The 12,895-nt window shown below is 68.6% G+C and carries 23 protein-coding genes; all 23 read left to right on the top strand.

Annotated features, from left to right (window positions below):
• The first annotated feature begins 32 nt into the window (after nucleotides 1-32).
• Nucleotides 33-458: a 50S ribosomal protein L22 gene (gene rplV, locus IR170_RS10185; protein ID WP_082499867.1), complete on the top strand. Its 426-nt coding sequence runs from the start codon at nucleotides 33-35 to the stop codon at nucleotides 456-458.
• The gene (gene rpsC, locus IR170_RS10180) at nucleotides 458-1,294 is read left to right on the top strand and encodes a 30S ribosomal protein S3 (protein ID WP_056862077.1); all 837 of its coding nucleotides are present in this window, start codon (nucleotides 458-460) and stop codon (nucleotides 1,292-1,294) included. The genes rplV and rpsC overlap by 1 nt, the downstream gene beginning before the upstream one ends.
• 5 nt (nucleotides 1,295-1,299) lie before the next feature.
• Nucleotides 1,300-1,719: a 50S ribosomal protein L16 gene (rplP, locus tag IR170_RS10175; RefSeq protein WP_056862078.1), complete on the top strand. Its 420-nt coding sequence runs from the start codon at nucleotides 1,300-1,302 to the stop codon at nucleotides 1,717-1,719.
• On the top strand, nucleotides 1,719-1,964 hold the full coding sequence (gene rpmC, locus IR170_RS10170; protein WP_056862079.1) for a 50S ribosomal protein L29: 246 nt from the start codon (nucleotides 1,719-1,721) through the stop codon (nucleotides 1,962-1,964). The genes rplP and rpmC overlap by 1 nt, the downstream gene beginning before the upstream one ends.
• The gene (gene rpsQ / locus IR170_RS10165) at nucleotides 1,961-2,239 is read left to right on the top strand and encodes a 30S ribosomal protein S17 (protein ID WP_056862080.1); all 279 of its coding nucleotides are present in this window, start codon (nucleotides 1,961-1,963) and stop codon (nucleotides 2,237-2,239) included. Before rpmC ends, rpsQ begins: the two co-directional genes overlap by 4 nt.
• Before the next feature lie 99 nt (nucleotides 2,240-2,338).
• The gene (rplN, locus tag IR170_RS10160) at nucleotides 2,339-2,707 is read left to right on the top strand and encodes a 50S ribosomal protein L14 (RefSeq protein ID WP_056862081.1); all 369 of its coding nucleotides are present in this window, start codon (nucleotides 2,339-2,341) and stop codon (nucleotides 2,705-2,707) included.
• Nucleotides 2,707-3,069 (top strand): 50S ribosomal protein L24, encoded by a 363-nt coding sequence (gene rplX / locus IR170_RS10155; RefSeq protein WP_056862082.1) that lies wholly within the window; start codon nucleotides 2,707-2,709, stop codon nucleotides 3,067-3,069. Before rplN ends, rplX begins: the two co-directional genes overlap by 1 nt.
• A complete protein-coding gene (gene rplE / locus IR170_RS10150; protein WP_056862083.1) occupies nucleotides 3,069-3,656 on the top strand; it encodes a 50S ribosomal protein L5 in 588 nt (195 codons plus the stop codon). The genes rplX and rplE overlap by 1 nt, the downstream gene beginning before the upstream one ends.
• A 1-nt stretch (nucleotide 3,657) precedes the next feature.
• Nucleotides 3,658-3,843, top strand: a complete 186-nt coding sequence (locus IR170_RS10145; protein WP_011757321.1) for a type Z 30S ribosomal protein S14 — start codon at nucleotides 3,658-3,660, stop codon at nucleotides 3,841-3,843.
• Nucleotides 3,844-3,925: 82 nt separating this feature from the next.
• Nucleotides 3,926-4,333, top strand: coding sequence for a 30S ribosomal protein S8 (rpsH, locus tag IR170_RS10140; protein WP_056862084.1), 408 nt, complete (start codon nucleotides 3,926-3,928; stop codon nucleotides 4,331-4,333).
• 30 nt (nucleotides 4,334-4,363) lie between these two features.
• Entirely contained in the window at nucleotides 4,364-4,903 is a 540-nt protein-coding gene (gene rplF / locus IR170_RS10135; RefSeq protein WP_193662469.1) for a 50S ribosomal protein L6, read from the top strand.
• Nucleotide 4,904: 1 nt separating this feature from the next.
• Nucleotides 4,905-5,288, top strand: a complete 384-nt coding sequence (gene rplR, locus IR170_RS10130) for a 50S ribosomal protein L18 (protein ID WP_056862086.1) — start codon at nucleotides 4,905-4,907, stop codon at nucleotides 5,286-5,288.
• 37 nt (nucleotides 5,289-5,325) lie between these two features.
• Nucleotides 5,326-5,955, top strand: coding sequence for a 30S ribosomal protein S5 (gene rpsE / locus IR170_RS10125; RefSeq protein WP_056862087.1), 630 nt, complete (start codon nucleotides 5,326-5,328; stop codon nucleotides 5,953-5,955).
• Nucleotides 5,955-6,137, top strand: a complete 183-nt coding sequence (rpmD, locus tag IR170_RS10120) for a 50S ribosomal protein L30 (protein WP_056862088.1) — start codon at nucleotides 5,955-5,957, stop codon at nucleotides 6,135-6,137. Before rpsE ends, rpmD begins: the two co-directional genes overlap by 1 nt.
• A gap of 1 nt (nucleotide 6,138) precedes the next feature.
• On the top strand, nucleotides 6,139-6,579 hold the full coding sequence (gene rplO, locus IR170_RS10115; RefSeq protein WP_056862089.1) for a 50S ribosomal protein L15: 441 nt from the start codon (nucleotides 6,139-6,141) through the stop codon (nucleotides 6,577-6,579).
• A 169-nt stretch (nucleotides 6,580-6,748) separates the two neighbouring features.
• Nucleotides 6,749-8,050: a preprotein translocase subunit SecY gene (gene secY, locus IR170_RS10110; RefSeq protein ID WP_056904803.1), complete on the top strand. Its 1,302-nt coding sequence runs from the start codon at nucleotides 6,749-6,751 to the stop codon at nucleotides 8,048-8,050.
• 1 nt (nucleotide 8,051) lies between these two features.
• Nucleotides 8,052-8,627 (top strand): adenylate kinase, encoded by a 576-nt coding sequence (locus tag IR170_RS10105; protein WP_193662464.1) that lies wholly within the window; start codon nucleotides 8,052-8,054, stop codon nucleotides 8,625-8,627.
• Between the two features lie 8 nt (nucleotides 8,628-8,635).
• Nucleotides 8,636-9,451 carry a type I methionyl aminopeptidase gene (gene map / locus IR170_RS10100; protein ID WP_227489072.1) on the top strand — a complete coding sequence of 272 codons (816 nt, stop codon included), beginning with the start codon at nucleotides 8,636-8,638 and terminating at the stop codon, nucleotides 9,449-9,451.
• 81 nt (nucleotides 9,452-9,532) lie between these two features.
• Nucleotides 9,533-10,528: a TerC family protein gene (locus IR170_RS10095; protein ID WP_056862092.1), complete on the top strand. Its 996-nt coding sequence runs from the start codon at nucleotides 9,533-9,535 to the stop codon at nucleotides 10,526-10,528.
• 28 nt (nucleotides 10,529-10,556) lie between these two features.
• A complete protein-coding gene (locus IR170_RS10090; RefSeq protein ID WP_193662444.1) occupies nucleotides 10,557-11,618 on the top strand; it encodes an LLM class flavin-dependent oxidoreductase in 1,062 nt (353 codons plus the stop codon).
• A 242-nt stretch (nucleotides 11,619-11,860) separates the two neighbouring features.
• On the top strand, nucleotides 11,861-12,082 hold the full coding sequence (gene infA, locus IR170_RS10085) for a translation initiation factor IF-1 (protein ID WP_026145687.1): 222 nt from the start codon (nucleotides 11,861-11,863) through the stop codon (nucleotides 12,080-12,082).
• Nucleotides 12,083-12,156: 74 nt separating this feature from the next.
• Entirely contained in the window at nucleotides 12,157-12,270 is a 114-nt protein-coding gene (rpmJ, locus tag IR170_RS10080; RefSeq protein WP_056862094.1) for a 50S ribosomal protein L36, read from the top strand.
• A gap of 209 nt (nucleotides 12,271-12,479) precedes the next feature.
• Nucleotides 12,480-12,854: a 30S ribosomal protein S13 gene (gene rpsM, locus IR170_RS10075; RefSeq protein WP_056862095.1), complete on the top strand. Its 375-nt coding sequence runs from the start codon at nucleotides 12,480-12,482 to the stop codon at nucleotides 12,852-12,854.
• Nucleotides 12,855-12,895 lie beyond the last annotated feature (41 nt).

Below are 12,895 nucleotides of genomic sequence, written 5' to 3'. Positions count from 1 at the left end.
CGGCCGGCTCTGGGAACTGGAGAGAACGAGCTATGAGCGTTACTGAGCGAGGGCGCACGAGCGCCCGACGCGAGTCGCTGCTCGGCGACCAGCCGGGCGCCTTCGCGAGCGCGCGTCACACGCGGATCACCCCGCTGAAGGCCCGTCGTGTCGTGGACCTGGTCCGCGGCATGCACGTCGACGAGGCCCTGGCCCTGCTGCAGTTCGCGCCGCAGGCCGCCTCGGAGACCGTCTACAAGGTGCTGGAGAGCGCCGTCGCCAACGCCGAGACCACCGAGGGTCTCGACCGTGGCGACCTGGTGGTCTCCGTCGCGATGGTCGACGAGGGTCCCACCATGAAGCGCTGGCGCCCCCGGGCCCAGGGCCGAGCGACGCGGATCAACAAGCGCACCAGCCACATCACGCTGGTCGTCCAGCCGGCTGCCGTGGTCGCCGAGAAGAAGGGCAGGAAGGCCTGATGGGCCAGAAGATCAACCCGAACGGCTTCCGCCTCGGCATCTCGACGGACCACAAGTCCCGTTGGTACGCCGACAAGCTGTACAAGTCGTACGTCGGCGAGGACGTCGCCATCCGCAAGCTGCTGTCGAAGGGCATGGAGCGCGCCGGGATCTCGAAGGTGGAGATCGAGCGCACCCGTGACCGTGTGCGCGTGGACATCCACACCGCGCGCCCCGGCATCGTCATCGGTCGCCGCGGCGCCGAGGCCGACCGCATCCGCGGCGAGCTCGAGAAGCTCACCGGCAAGCAGGTGCAGCTGAACATCCTCGAGGTCAAGAACCCCGAGGTCGACGCGCAGCTGGTCGCCCAGGGCGTCGCCGAGCAGCTCGCCGGTCGCGTGCAGTTCCGTCGCGCCATGCGCAAGGCGATGCAGACCACGATGCGCTCGGGTGCCAAGGGCATCCGGATCCAGTGCTCGGGTCGCCTCAACGGCGCCGAGATGTCGCGGACCGAGTTCTACCGCGAGGGTCGCGTGCCGCTGCACACGCTGCGCGCCGACATCGACTACGGCTTCTACGAGGCCAAGACGACCTTCGGCCGCATCGGCGTGAAGGTCTGGATCTACAAGGGCGAGGTCGCCGGCACCCGTGCCGAGCGCCAGGCCCAGGCTGCCGCCCGCGCCGGGGTCCCCGGTCGCGGTGGTCGTCCGCAGCGTGGTGGGGAGCGCCCGAGCCGTGGCTCGCGCGGCGACCGCCCGACGCGTGCCGACCGCGGCGCCGAGGCTCCCGCCACCACCACGGAGGCGCCGGCCGAGGCCGCTGCCCCCGTCGCCGCTGAGTCCGGATCGGAGGCCTGACCGACATGCTGATGCCCCGACGCGTCAAGCACCGCAAGCAGCACCACCCCAAGCGGACCGGTGCGGCCAAGGGTGGCACCCGTCTCGCCTTCGGCGAGTTCGGGATCCAGGCCATCGAGGGTCACTACGTCACGAACCGACAGATCGAGTCGGCCCGTATCGCGATGACCCGTCACATCAAGCGAGGCGGCAAGGTGTGGATCAACATCTACCCCGACCGCCCGCTGACCAAGAAGCCTGCCGAGACCCGCATGGGTTCCGGTAAGGGTTCCCCCGAGTGGTGGGTGGCGAACGTCAAGCCCGGCCGCGTCATGTTCGAACTCTCCGGCGTCGACGAGGGCACCGCACGCGAGGCCATGCGCCGCGCGATGCACAAGCTCCCGATGAAGTGCCGGTTCATCTCGCGAGAGGCGGGTGAATTCTGATGCCCAACGGTATCGCTGCCCACGAGCTCGACGAGATGAACGACGTCGACCTCGAGGCGAAGCTGCGCGAGGCCAAGGAGGAGCTGTTCAACCTCCGGTTCCAGGCCGCCACCGGCCAGCTCGAGAGCCACGGCCGGCTGCGCACGGTCAAGAAGGACATCGCCCGGATCTACACCGTGGTGCGCGAGCGCGAGCTCGGCATCCGCACGGCGCCGGGTTCTGACAACGAGGATGGTGCCGCATGAGCGAGCAGACTGCCGAGACCACGGAGCGCAACGCCCGCAAGGTCCGCGAGGGCCTGGTCGTGAGCGACAAGATGGACAAGACCGTGGTCGTGTCCGTCGAGGACCGCGTCAAGCACGCCCTCTACGGCAAGGTCCTGCGCCGCACGAGCAAGCTCAAGGCGCACGACGAGGCCAACGAGTGCGGCATCGGTGACCGCGTCCTGCTCATGGAGACCCGACCGCTGTCGGCGACCAAGCGCTGGCGCGTCATCGAGATCCTCGAGAAGGCGAAGTAACCCCTCGCCCTCGCCGGGCGAGATCCAACCCCACCAGTTCGGCAAGGCTCACGGCCCGCGAGGCCGGCGAGAACCAGCTCGACAACCAGGAGAAACTCAATGATCCAGCAGGAGTCGCGACTCAAGGTCGCCGACAACACCGGTGCGAAGGAGATCCTCTGCATCCGTGTTCTCGGCGGCTCGGGTCGGCGCTACGCGGGCATCGGTGACGTCATCGTCGCCACCGTGAAGGACGCGATCCCCGGTGGCAACGTCAAGAAGGGCGATGTCGTCAAGGCCGTGATCGTGCGCACCGTCAAGGAGCGTCGCCGTCCCGACGGTTCCTACATCCGCTTCGACGAGAACGCCGCCGTCATCCTCAAGAACGACGGCGAGCCCCGCGGCACGCGCATCTTCGGCCCCGTGGGCCGCGAGCTGCGCGACAAGCGCTTCATGAAGATCATCTCGCTCGCACCGGAGGTGCTCTGATGGCCAAGTCGTCCGTGAACATCAAGAAGGGCGACACCGTCAAGGTGATCGCCGGCAAGGACAAGGGCGCCGAGGGCAAGGTCATCCAGGTGCTCCGTGAGGAGCAGCGGGTGATCGTCGAGGGTGTCAACCGCGTCAAGCGACACACCAAGGTCGTCAACCAGGGCGGCTCGGGCAGCACCGGCGGCATCATCACCGCCGAGGCCCCCATCCACGTGTCCAACGTGATGCTGGTCGAGGGCGACGGCGTGACCCGGATCGGCTTCCGCCGTGACGAGGTCACCAAGCGTCGCCCCGACGGCTCGACGTACCAGGCCGAGCGCAGCGTCCGCATCTCGCGCAAGAGCGGCAAGGAGATCTGATGACCGAGACCCAGACCCCCGACGTGGCTGCGTCCGCGAAGGTCACCCCCCGCCTCAAGACCCGCTACCGCGAGGAGATCCTCCCCGCGCTGCAGTCGGAGTTCGAGATCGGGAACGTCATGCAGGTCCCCGGCCTGGTCAAGATCGTGGTCAACATGGGTGTGGGCGAGGCTGCCCGCGACTCCAAGCTGATCGAGGGCGCCGTGCGCGACCTCACCGCGATCACCGGCCAGAAGCCGCTCGTGACCAAGGCCCGCAAGTCGATCGCGCAGTTCAAGCTGCGCGAGGGCATGCCGATCGGTGCGCACACCACGCTGCGCGGCGACCGCATGTGGGAGTTCCTCGACCGGCTGCTGTCGCTGGCGCTCCCGCGCATCCGCGACTTCCGCGGCCTCTCGCCCCAGCAGTTCGACGGCCGGGGCAACTACACCTTCGGTCTGACCGAGCAGGTCATGTTCCACGAGATCGACCAGGACCGGATCGACCGTTCCCGCGGCATGGACATCACCATCGTCACGACGGCCACGACCGACGACCAGGGCCGCGCGCTGCTCAAGCAGCTGGGCTTCCCGTTCAAGGAGAACTGACATGGCGAAGACCGCTCTGAAGGTCAAGGCCGCCCGCAAGCCGAAGTTCGCTGTCCGCGGCTACACCCGCTGCCAGCGCTGTGGCCGGCCCAAGGCCGTCTACCGCAAGTTCGGCCTGTGCCGCATCTGCCTGCGAGAGATGGCGCACCGGGGCGAGCTGCCCGGCGTGACCAAGTCCTCCTGGTAATCCTTCCCAATTCAAAGATCGCTGCAGGTCGCACCTGAGCTACAGGTGCGAAACCACGGTGGAGAAAGGGCCGCAGCAGGCCATGACGATGACAGACCCGATCGCAGACATGCTCACTCGTCTGCGTAACGCCAACCAGGCGTACCACGACGCGGTTTCCATGCCGTACAGCAAGATCAAGCAGGGTGTCGCCGACATCCTCAAGCAGGAGGGCTACATCACCTCCTACGACGTCACCGAGCCGGGTGAGGGCGAGGTCGGCAAGACGCTGACCATCACGCTCAAGTACGGCCGCAACCGGGAGCGCTCCATCGCGGGCGTGCGCCGGATCAGCAAGCCGGGCCTGCGGGTCTACGCCAAGCACACGGGTCTCCCGAAGGTGCTGGGCGGGCTGGGCGTCGCGATCATCTCGACGAGCCAGGGCCTGCTGACCGACCGACAGGCCAACCAGAAGGGCGTGGGCGGAGAAGTCCTCGCCTACGTCTGGTGACGACGAGACCGAGATAGGAGAACTGAAAGCATGTCGCGTATTGGCAAGCTCCCCGTCGCGGTTCCGTCCGGTGTCGACGTGGCGATCGACGGCCAGCTGGTGACCGTCAAGGGCCCCAAGGGTGCCCTGACGCACACCGTCGCCGAGCCGATCGCCGTGGTGAAGGGGGAGGGCGTCCTCGACGTCACCCGCCCCGACGACCACCGCATCAGCAAGTCGCTGCACGGCCTGAGCCGCACGCTCATCCACAACATGGTCGTCGGTGTCACCGACGGCTACGAGAAGAAGCTCGAGATCGTCGGCGTGGGCTACCGCGTCCTGTCGAAGGGCCCGACCCAGCTGGAGTTCCAGCTCGGGTACTCCCACCCGATCATCTTCGACGCCCCCGAGGGCATCACCTTCACCGTCGACGGCCCGACCCGCCTGGGTGTCCAGGGCATCGACAAGCAGCTCGTCGGCGAGACGGCCGCGAAGATCCGCAAGCTGCGCAAGCCCGAGCCCTACAAGGGCAAGGGTGTTCGTTACGCCGGCGAGCAGGTCCGCCGCAAGGTCGGAAAGGCTGGTAAGTGACATGGGCATCTCGCTCTCGAACAACAAGCACACCGCCGCTCGCGTCAAGTCGCGCCTGCGTCGCCAGGTCCGTGGCCGCAAGAAGGTCGCCGGCACCGCCGAGCGTCCTCGCCTGGTCGTGACCCGCTCCTCCAAGCACATCACCGTCCAGGTCGTCGACGACCTGGTCGGCAAGACGCTGGCCTCGGCCTCCACCATGGAGACCGACCTGCGCGGCTACGAGGGCGACAAGACCGCCAAGGCGAAGAAGGTCGGCGAGCTCGTCGCCGAGCGCGCCAAGGCTGCCGGTGTCGACGGGGTCGTCTTCGACCGCGCCGGCAACAAGTACCACGGCCGCGTCGCGGCCCTCGCGGACGGCGCCCGTTCGGGCGGCCTGACGTTCTGATCCAGACATCGCAAGTGAAGAGAAGAGGAACAGTCTCATGAGCGGAGCCCAGCGCGGACAGCGCAGTGGCGAGCGCCAGTCTGGTGACCGTCGCGGTCGCGACGACCGTCGCGGTGGCCAGGCTGACAAGACCGCCTACATCGAGCGCGTCGTGGCGATCAACCGCGTCGCGAAGGTCGTGAAGGGTGGTCGTCGCTTCAGCTTCACCGCCCTCGTGGTCGTCGGTGACGGCGAAGGTCTGGTCGGAGTCGGCTACGGCAAGGCCAAGGAGGTGCCCGCGGCGATCGCCAAGGGTGTCGAGGAGGCCAAGAAGGCCTTCTTCCGGGTCCCCCGGATCCAGGGCACGATCCCGCACCCCGTCCAGGGTGAGAAGGCGGCCGGCGTGGTCATGCTGCGTCCCGCCTCGCCCGGTACCGGCGTCATCGCCGGTGGCCCGGTGCGTGCGGTGCTCGAGTGCGCCGGCATCCACGACATCCTGAGCAAGTCGCTCGGGTCGTCGAACCAGATCAACATCGTGCACGCGACCGTCGAGGCGCTGCGCATGCTCGAGCAGCCCGAGGCCGTGGCCGCCCGTCGTGGCCTGCCGGTCGAGGACGTCGCCCCGGCGGCGCTGCTCAAGGCGCGCACCGAGGTGCCCGCGGGCGTCTCGCAGGAGGTGTCCTCCTGATGGCACAGCTCAAGGTCCAGCAGAAGAGGGGCACGGTCGGCCTCAAGGCCAACCAGCGCGAGACGCTGCGCACCCTCGGCCTGAAGCGGATCGGTGACGTCGTCGTCAAGGAGGACCGTCCCGAGATCCGCGGCATGGTCAACACGGTCCGTCACCTGGTGACGGTCGAGGAGGTCGACTGACATGACGCTCAAGCTGCACCACCTGCGCCCCGCTCCGGGCGCCAAGACCGCGAAGACCCGTGTGGGTCGCGGTGAGGCCTCGAAGGGCAAGACGTCGGGTCGCGGTACCAAGGGCACCAAGGCCCGGTACCAGGTCCCGGTGGCCTTCGAGGGTGGCCAGATGCCGATCCACATGCGTCTGCCCAAGCTCAAGGGCTTCAAGAACCCGTTCAAGGTCGAGTTCCAGGTCGTGAACCTGGACCGGATCAGCGCGCTCTTCCCCGAGGGTGGCTCCGTCACCGTCGACGAGCTCGTGGCCCGCGGCGCCGTCCGCGACGGTCACCCGGTCAAGGTCCTCGGCCAGGGCGACTGCTCGGTCAAGGTCGACGTGAGCGCCCACGCGTTCTCGGCCTCGGCCAAGGAGAAGATCGAGTCCGCAGGCGGCACCACCAGCCTGGTCTGACCCAGCCCCGTCAAGGCGCGGCCGGCACCGCTCACCAGCGTGCTGGCCGCGCCTTTGCCGTCACTCGTGAGGCCGACGAGGTGTGGGTCACCACCCCTGTTAGGCTTCCCGAGGCTTCCATGGTCGTCCGTGGGAGCCGCTCATCGTTGTGAGGAAAGAGGATCTGCCCGTGCTAGGCGCCTTCGCCAACGCTTTCCGGACACCGGACCTGCGTCGCAAGCTGCTCTTCGTCCTGGGGATCATCGTGATCTTCCGGGCCGGGTCGCAGATCCCCGCCCCCGGCGTGAACGTCGCCAACGTCCAGCAGTGCATCGACATCGCGCAGACAGGTGACAACGCCAGCCTCTACAGCCTGGTCAACCTGTTCTCGGGCGGAGCTCTGCTCCAGCTCACGATCTTCGCGCTCGGCATCATGCCGTACATCACCGCCAGCATCATCCTGCAGCTGCTCGTCGTGGTCATCCCGCGGCTCGAGGCGCTGAAGAAGGAGGGCCAGGCGGGCCAGACGAAGATCACCCAGTACACCCGCTACCTCACCCTGGGCCTCGCGCTGCTGCAGGCCACGGGCATCGTCGCGCTGGCGCGCTCGGGCAACCTGCTGCAGTGCAACCTGCCGCTGCTGCACAGCAACGGCACCCAGACCTTCCTGGTCATGGTCATCACCATGACCGCCGGCACCGCGGTGATCATGTGGCTCGGCGAGCTCATCACCGAGCGCGGCATCGGCAACGGCATGTCGATCCTGATCTTCACCCAGGTCGTCGCGACCTTCCCGGCCGCGCTCTGGGAGGTCCAGAAGAGCCAGGGCTGGTGGGTCTTCGGCCTGGTCATCGCGATCGGCCTGGTCATCATCGCCGCGGTCATCTTCATCGAGCAGGCCCAGCGCCGGATCCCGGTGCAGTACGCGCGCCGCATGGTCGGACGCAAGATGTTCGGCGGCAGCTCGACCTACATCCCGCTGAAGGTCAACCAGGCCGGCATCATCCCGGTCATCTTCGCCTCCTCGCTGCTCTACCTGCCGGCGATGGCGGTGCAGTTCAACCAGACCAACCCCTCGCCGTGGGTGGAGTGGATCAGCAAGTACTTCGTCACCGGGGCCCACCCGCTCTACATGGCGACGTTCTTCCTGCTCATCGTCTTCTTCACCTACTTCTACGTCTCGATCACCTTCAACCCCGTCGAGGTGGCCGACAACATGAAGAAGTACGGCGGCTTCATCCCCGGGATCCGGGCGGGCAAGCCGACCGAGGACTACCTGTCCTACGTCCTGTCCCGCATCACGCTGCCGGGCGCGCTCTACCTCGGACTGATCGCCCTCATCCCGCTCATCGCCCTCGTGCTGATCGACGCCAACCAGAACTTCCCGTTCGGTGGCACCTCGATCCTCATCATGGTCGGCGTCGCGCTGGACACGGTGAAGCAGATCGAGAGCCAGCTCCAGCAGCGAAACTACGAAGGATTCCTCCGCTGACATGCGAATGATCTTCATGGGCCCGCCCGGGGCCGGCAAGGGCACCCAGGCCAAGTTCGTCGCCGAGCACTTCGGCATCCCCGCCATCTCCACCGGCGACATCTTCCGCTCCAACGTCTCCCAGGGCACCCCCCTCGGCGTCGAGGCCAAGCGGTACATGGACGCCGGCGACTACGTGCCCGACGAGGTCACCAACCTCATGGTGCGCAACCGCATCGACGAGGACGACGCCACGCCCGGCTTCCTGCTCGACGGCTACCCGCGCACGCTGGCGCAGGTCGAGGAGCTCGACGGGATGATCGCCTTCACCGGCCACTCCCTCGACGCCGTGGTCGTGCTCACCGTCGACGAGGACGAGCTGGTGGCCCGGCTGGTCCAGCGCGCCCAGGTCGAGGGTCGCGCCGACGACACCGAGGACGTCATCCGACGCCGCCAGGAGGTCTACGCCGAGCAGACCGAGCCGCTCATCGGGGTCTACCGCGATCGCGGCCTGCTGGTCGAGGTCGACGGCATGGGCGAGGTCGCCGACGTGACCAAGCGGATCTTCGACGCCCTCGACGACCTGCCGCAGAGCTGACCGTGGGCCTGCTCGACCGCGGCCTGGAGATCAAGACCCCGGAGCAGGTCGTCGCGATGCGTCGCGCCGGCCTGCTCGTGGGGGAGACCCTGGAGCTGCTGCGCTCCTCGGTGCGTCCCGGCATCAGCACCGCCGAGCTCGACGCCGTGGCCGAGGACGCGATCCGCAGCGGCGGGGGAGTGCCCTCCTTCAAGGGCTACCACGGGTTCCCCGCCTCGATCTGCGCCTCGGTCAACGACCGGGTGGTGCACGGCATCCCCGGCGCCGACGAGGTGCTGGCCTCCGGTGACGTCATCTCCATCGACTGCGGCGCGATCGTCGAGGGGTGGCACGGCGACGCCGCGATCACCGTGGCGGTCGGCGAGGTCTCCGCGGAGCTCGTGGAGCTGATGCGCGTCACCGAGGAGTCCATGTGGCGCGGCATCGCCGCGGCGCGGCTCGGCGGACGGGTCTCCGACATCGGGCACGCGGTCGAGACCTACGTCCGCTCGCAGGGCGACTACGGCATCCTCGAGGACTACACCGGGCACGGGATCGGCACCGAGATGCACCTGCCGCCCAACGTCCCCAACTACGGCAAGCCCGGCAAGGGCCCCAAGCTCGTCCGCGGTCTGGCCCTGGCCGTGGAGCCCATGATCACCCTCGGCAGCGCCGAGACCGACGTGCTCGACGACGACTGGACCGTCGTGACCACCGACGGCAGCCGCGCCGCGCACTTCGAGCACACCTTCGCCCTCACCGCCGACGGCGCCTGGGTCCTGACCGCCCTCGACGGCGGCGAGGAGGCCCTCACCGGCCTCGGGGTCCCGTTCGGCGGACGGTGACCCCGGCGGGTACCGTGAGCCCGCTCCGCACCGGGTCCCCGACCCGGCTGCACCACTGACACCAATCGGAAAGGTCCCGTCGTGGACGTCGCCCCCTGGCTGTGGTGGACCACGGTCCTCCTCACCACCGGCCTGCTCCTCGTCGACGTCTTCGTCATCGGACGCCGGCCCCACGAGCCCACCACCCGCGAGACCTCGCTGCACCTGGCCGGCTTCGTCGCCCTCGCGGTCGTCTTCGGCCTGGGGGTCTGGTACTTCGCCGGCGGCCAGTACGGCGGGGAGTTCTTCGCCGGCTGGCTGACCGAGTACTCGCTCTCGGTCGACAACCTGTTCATCTTCATCATCATCATGACCAAGCTGCAGGTGCCGCGGCAGTACCAGCAGACCGCGCTGCTCATCGGCATCGTGCTCGCCCTGGTGCTGCGCGGCATCTTCATCGGCGTCGGCGCCGCGGCGATCGAGAACTTCAGCTGGGTCTTCTACCTCTTCGGCGCCTTCCTCATCTACACCGCCGTCAAGCTGGCCAAGGAGGGCGGCGACGACGACGAGCACTACGAGGAGCCCAAGCTGGTCGCGATCGCGCGCAAGCGGCTGCCGCTGACCGAGCACTGGAACGGCGTGAAGTTCACCGTCTCCGAGAACGGCAAGCGGATGCTCACCCCGATGTTCATCGTGGTGCTCTCCCTCGGCGTGACCGACCTGCTCTTCGCCCTCGACTCGATCCCGGCCATCTACGGCCTCACCAGCGAGCCCTACCTGGTCTTCACCGCCAACGTCTTCGCGCTGATGGGCCTGCGCCAGCTCTACTTCCTCATCGGCGACCTGCTGCAGCGTCTGGTCTACCTCTCCTACGGCCTGGCCTTCCTGCTCTTCTTCATCGGCGTCAAGCTCGTCCTGCACGCCATGCACGAGAACGAGCTGCCCTTCGTCAACGGCGGCGAGCACATCGAGTGGGCGCCCGAGGTGCCGATCTGGCTCTCGCTGCTCGTCATCGTCGGCACCCTCGCGGTGACCACCGTGCTCAGCCTGCTCAAGGACCGCAGCACCCGGCGCAAGGCCTCGATCGGCGCGGAATAGCCCTCCGCGGGGTGGGGTTGGGACGGTGATGAGCCAGTCACGCAGCCACCAGACCAGCCCCACCCTCTCCGTGCTCGACCTCGTGCCGGTGCGCAGCGACCAGACCTCGGGCGACGCCCTCGCCGCCACTCTCGAGCTCGCGCGCGAGGCCGACGCGCTGGGCTACCGGCGCTACTGGGTGGCCGAGCACCACAACATGCCGGCCGTGGCCTCGACCAACCCCCCGGTGGTGATGGCGATGATCGCCGGCGCCACCGAGCGGCTCCGCGTGGGCTCGGGCGGCGTCATGCTCCCCAACCACGCCCCGCTGGTCGTGGCCGAGCAGTTCTCGCTCCTCGAGGCCGCCTACCCGGGTCGCATCGACCTCGGCATCGGGCGTGCCCCCGGCACCGACCCGGTCACCAGCTACGCCCTGCGCCACGGGGCCGGCGGCGTCAGCGACGAGGCCGTGACCCGCTTCCCCGAGTACGTCGACAACGTGCTGGCCATGATGGAGCCCGAGGGCGTCGCCGTCGCGGTGGCCGGTCGCCAGCAGGTCCTCAAGGCGACCCCGGCGGCCGCCGGGGTGCCCGAGATGTGGCTGCTGGGCTCCTCCGACTACTCCGCCCGCCTGGCCGCGGAGAAGGGCATGCCCTACGTCTTCGCCCACCACTTCTCCGGCAGCGGCACCGCCGAGGCGCTCGAGCTCTACCGCTCGACCTTCCGACCCTCCGCCGCACTGGCCGAGCCGCGCACCTTCCTGACCGTCAACGTCTCGGTGGCGCCGACCGCGGAGGAGGCCCGCCTGCGCGCCCTGCCGCAGCTGCAGATGATGCTGGCCCTGCGCACCGGGCAGCCGCTGCAGGCGCAGGTGCTGGTGGAGGAGGCCGAGAAGGTCCAGGCCCCGCCCGCGCAGCAGGACGTCATCGACGCGATGGCCGCGCGCTGGGTCATCGACGCCCCCGAGGCGGCCCGCGCCCGGGTGGCCGAGCTGGCCTCGACGTACGGCGTCGACGAGGTCATGGTCGTGCCGGTGGCGGGCGCCCACGTGGGCACCGAGCCCGGCAGCTCGCCCGCGCGCGTGGAGGCGCTGCGGCTGCTCGCCGCCTGAGCCCAGCGCGGCGCTCGGGCTGATTAGGGTTCTGGGGCGCCCGCGAACTAAACTGGCGTGTCGGCCCAACGTGGGTCTGTCCTGCGCTCCTCGAGGCTGCCCGTCCGCCGGGTGAGGAGCGCCGGTCGGCTTCACGAGGTCCACCCCCGCCCCCGGGCGGAGGAGGTTCCCGGGCCACCCGCAGGGCACCCGCCCCGCGGTGCAGCACACGGTAGACAACCGGACAACAGATTGTGGAGGACATGCCGAAGAAAGAAGGCGTGATCGAGCTCGAGGGCACCATCACGGAGGCCCTGCCCAATGCCATGTTCCGCGTCGAGCTGAGCAACGGCCACAAGGTCCTCGCCCACATCAGCGGCAAGATGCGCCAGCACTACATCCGGATCCTCCCCGAGGACCGCGTGGTGGTGGAGCTCTCGCCGTACGACCTCACCCGGGGTCGCATCGTCTACCGCTACAAGTAAGCGGTGCCGCGAGACCGCTCGCCGGCGCACGCGTCAAGCCGACAGCCCCCCGGGGCCACGAAAGGACCTCCGCGATGAAGGTCAACCCCAGCGTCAAGAAGATCTGCGACAAGTGCCAGGTGATCCGTCGCCACGGCCGCGTCATGGTCATCTGCGAGAACCCGCGACACAAGCAGCGCCAGGGCTGAGAGGCCCGCTGCAGCCCGGCTGCACCCCGCACCACCCGCACCACCACAACTGAACACACCTCAACGTGATCGCTTAGCCGCCCTGGACGCGGCGAACCACCCCCGGAGCAGAGGCCGGGGCCCGGGCACGACGGCTCGCCGTCGACATCCCCCCGGGGCGCGACACGACCAGAAACCTCTGTGGACTACCCGAAGGGACCGCCAGACACATGGCACGCCTCGTTGGAGTGGATCTCCCGCGCGACAAGCGCATCGAGATCGCTCTCACCTACATCTACGGCATCGGCCGTACCCGCTCCCAGCAGCTGCTCGCCGAGACCGGGGTCGACCCGAACACCCGCGTGCACCAGCTGGGTGACGAGGAGCTGGTCAAGCTCCGCGACGCCATCGAAGCCAACTTCAAGATCGAGGGTGACCTCCGTCGCGAGGTCCAGGCCGACATCCGTCGCAAGATCGAGATCGGCAGCTACCAGGGTCGCCGCCACCGCATGGGCCTTCCGGTCCGCGGTCAGCGCACCAAGACCAACGCGCGCACCCGCAAGGGTCCCAAGCGCACGGTTGCCGGCAAGAAGAAGGCCAAGTGACGCGACGGCCCGCGCCGTCCCACCTGCCCTTCCTCACCTCA

The sequence above is a fragment of the Nocardioides kribbensis genome, from assembly GCF_015070375.1.
Taxonomy (GTDB): domain Bacteria; phylum Actinomycetota; class Actinomycetes; order Propionibacteriales; family Nocardioidaceae; genus Nocardioides; species Nocardioides kribbensis.
The sequence above is the reverse complement of the archived record's forward strand: the minus strand, read 5'-3'. Positions and strand labels throughout refer to the sequence as shown.

Coding starts and splice junctions, on each gene's coding strand:
- rplN (WP_056862081.1), top strand. CDS start 2,339: ATGATCCAGCAGGAGTCGCGACTCAAGGTCGCCGACAACACCGGTGCG.
- rpsM (WP_056862095.1), top strand. CDS start 12,480: ATGGCACGCCTCGTTGGAGTGGATCTCCCGCGCGACAAGCGCATCGAG.
- rpmJ (WP_056862094.1), top strand. CDS start 12,157: ATGAAGGTCAACCCCAGCGTCAAGAAGATCTGCGACAAGTGCCAGGTG.
- rpmC (WP_056862079.1), top strand. CDS start 1,719: ATGCCCAACGGTATCGCTGCCCACGAGCTCGACGAGATGAACGACGTC.
- rpsE (WP_056862087.1), top strand. CDS start 5,326: ATGAGCGGAGCCCAGCGCGGACAGCGCAGTGGCGAGCGCCAGTCTGGT.
- rpsQ (WP_056862080.1), top strand. CDS start 1,961: ATGAGCGAGCAGACTGCCGAGACCACGGAGCGCAACGCCCGCAAGGTC.
- IR170_RS10090 (WP_193662444.1), top strand. CDS start 10,557: ATGAGCCAGTCACGCAGCCACCAGACCAGCCCCACCCTCTCCGTGCTC.
- rplV (WP_082499867.1), top strand. CDS start 33: ATGAGCGTTACTGAGCGAGGGCGCACGAGCGCCCGACGCGAGTCGCTG.
- rpmD (WP_056862088.1), top strand. CDS start 5,955: ATGGCACAGCTCAAGGTCCAGCAGAAGAGGGGCACGGTCGGCCTCAAG.
- rpsC (WP_056862077.1), top strand. CDS start 458: ATGGGCCAGAAGATCAACCCGAACGGCTTCCGCCTCGGCATCTCGACG.
- rplF (WP_193662469.1), top strand. CDS start 4,364: ATGTCGCGTATTGGCAAGCTCCCCGTCGCGGTTCCGTCCGGTGTCGAC.
- infA (WP_026145687.1), top strand. CDS start 11,861: ATGCCGAAGAAAGAAGGCGTGATCGAGCTCGAGGGCACCATCACGGAG.
- IR170_RS10145 (WP_011757321.1), top strand. CDS start 3,658: ATGGCGAAGACCGCTCTGAAGGTCAAGGCCGCCCGCAAGCCGAAGTTC.
- rplO (WP_056862089.1), top strand. CDS start 6,139: ATGACGCTCAAGCTGCACCACCTGCGCCCCGCTCCGGGCGCCAAGACC.
- rplP (WP_056862078.1), top strand. CDS start 1,300: ATGCTGATGCCCCGACGCGTCAAGCACCGCAAGCAGCACCACCCCAAG.
- rplR (WP_056862086.1), top strand. CDS start 4,905: ATGGGCATCTCGCTCTCGAACAACAAGCACACCGCCGCTCGCGTCAAG.
- IR170_RS10105 (WP_193662464.1), top strand. CDS start 8,052: ATGCGAATGATCTTCATGGGCCCGCCCGGGGCCGGCAAGGGCACCCAG.
- rplX (WP_056862082.1), top strand. CDS start 2,707: ATGGCCAAGTCGTCCGTGAACATCAAGAAGGGCGACACCGTCAAGGTG.
- rplE (WP_056862083.1), top strand. CDS start 3,069: ATGACCGAGACCCAGACCCCCGACGTGGCTGCGTCCGCGAAGGTCACC.
- rpsH (WP_056862084.1), top strand. CDS start 3,926: ATGACGATGACAGACCCGATCGCAGACATGCTCACTCGTCTGCGTAAC.